We start from the raw sequence: 1,872 nt of genomic DNA, 5'->3' as shown, positions 1-1,872 counted from the left end.
CACCACAACATGCCCGGAATCGCCAGCGCCGCCACCGCCGTGTTGATCGGCCACGTGGCCGGCGGCACCACGCGTATCCGCGTAGGCGCCGGCGGCATCATGCTGCCCAACCATTCACCGCTGCAGGTGGCCGAGCAGTTCGGCACGCTGGCCTCGCTCTACCCCGATCGCATCGACCTGGGCCTGGGCCGCGCGCCCGGCACCGACCAGCCCACAGCGCGCGCCCTGCGCCGCTACTTCGACAGCGCCGACCAGTTCCCGCAGGACGTGCGCGAACTGCTGCATTACTTTGAACCGGCACAGACCGGCCAGGCGGTGCGTGCGGTGCCTGGCGCCGGCATCCCGGTGCCGGTGTGGCTGCTGGGCTCCAGCCTGTTCAGCGCGCGCCTGGCCGCCGCAATGGGCCTGCCGTTCGCGTTCGCGTCGCACTTCGCGCCGGATGCGATGGACGAGGCGCTGGCGGTGTACCGCCGCGAGTTCCGCCGCTCGCAGTACCTGGAGGCGCCGTACGCGGTGCTGGGCATCAACGTGGTGGCGGCCGAGTCCGAGGCGGAGGCCAAGCGCCTGTTCACGACCCAGCAGCAGAGCTTCGTCAACCTGCGCCGCGGCAAGCCGGGGCTGATTCCGCCGCCGATCAACGACATCGAAGACTTCTGGCAGCCGCATGAAAAGCTGGGCGTGCAGAACGCGCTGGCCTGCGCGGTGGTCGGCGACATGCGCCAGGTGGGTGAGGGCATGGCCGCGTTCGCGGCGCGCCACAAGCCTGACGAACTGCTGCTCACCGCCAATATCTTCGATCATGGCGCGCGCAAGCGCTCGTTCGGGCTGGCGATGCAGGCGTGGAAGGCCAACGCGTAGAGACAGCGTTGCGAGTGCGCGCGAAGATTGCGTGACCGCGCGGTTCACGCTGCCGTGGCTGCCGATCGGCTGTGATGGGGGCTCCCGTTTCAGGAGTCACCCCATGGCAGAACACGACCGCCAACAGCACATCAAACAACTGGCGGGCATGATCCGCGATGTCGACATCGCCATGTTCACCACCGTCGGTGTCGACGGCCGGCTTTACAGCCGCCCGCTCGGCACGCAGGAGGTCGAGTTCGACGGCGACCTCTGGTTCGCCACCGAAGCCGACAGCCCCAAGGTGGCCGAGATCGCGCTCAACCCGCGCGTCAACGTGTCCTACTCTTCGCCCTCGGGCAACACCTACGTGTCGGTCGCCGGCACCGCACGCATCGTCGATGACCGCGCGAAGATCGAGGAACTGTGGTCGCCGGCGATGAAGCTGTTCTTCCCCGGTGGCAAGGACGACCCCAACCTGCGCCTGATCCATGTCAGCGCCGAATCGGCCGAGTACTGGGACGGCCCCGGCGGCTTGCTTGGCAGCGCGTTGTATTTCGTGTTGTCGGCCGTCACCGATGACCCGGGCGCGTTGTCCGACACCGGTACGGTGGATCTCAAGCCCGGGGCGTGAGTGCCGGGCGATTTCCGGGCAGCCGACCAACGGTCGGCTCTACCCGGGGGAGGCCCCGACCGTTGGTCGGCGCCTGTCGGCGCGCCCCTCAGAACCAGCGCTGGACCTGCTCCACCGTATAGCTCACCAGCTGCCCGGAACTGAAGCCGAAGAACAGCACCGCGGCCAGCGCGCCGATCCAGTTCAACAGCATCAGCATGCCGTCGCGTTCCAGCAACGCCAGCGCGAACAGCAGCAGCTGGAAGCCGAACAGGTAGTTGGTGAACGGGATCGGCAGCGACAGCAGCACCGCCACCAGGATCAACAGCAGGCCGGTCAGCGCGTGCGCCGGCCGCGGCACCAGCAGGGCGGGCAGCCGCGGCTTCAGCAGCTTGTCCAGCCGCCGCAGGGCGCCGTCGATA

2 protein-coding genes and 1 pseudogene are annotated in these 1,872 nt (G+C 68.5%); 2 read left to right on the top strand and 1 reads right to left on the bottom strand.

The genetic code is table 11. The features are described 5' to 3' along the window. Both DBR34_RS10130 and DBR34_RS10125 read left to right on the top strand, forming a co-directional pair. A partial coding sequence (locus DBR34_RS10130) for an LLM class flavin-dependent oxidoreductase (RefSeq protein ID WP_258223800.1) occupies positions 1-858 on the top strand: 858 nt, incomplete at its 5' end. Positions 859-961: 103 nt separating this feature from the next. Next, a complete protein-coding gene (locus DBR34_RS10125) occupies positions 962-1,471 on the top strand; it encodes a pyridoxamine 5'-phosphate oxidase family protein (protein ID WP_128096695.1) in 510 nt (169 codons plus the stop codon). 88 nt (positions 1,472-1,559) lie between these two features. Here DBR34_RS10125 and DBR34_RS24545 read toward each other — a convergent pair. Next, positions 1,560-1,872: pseudogene (locus DBR34_RS24545) on the bottom strand (exopolysaccharide biosynthesis protein); the annotation flags it as partial.

The sequence above is a fragment of the Stenotrophomonas sp. HMWF003 genome (assembly GCF_003061285.1).
GTDB lineage: Bacteria > Pseudomonadota > Gammaproteobacteria > Xanthomonadales > Xanthomonadaceae > Stenotrophomonas > Stenotrophomonas maltophilia_AP.
Note: the sequence above shows the minus strand (reverse complement) of the source record. Positions and strands in the feature narration are given on the sequence as shown.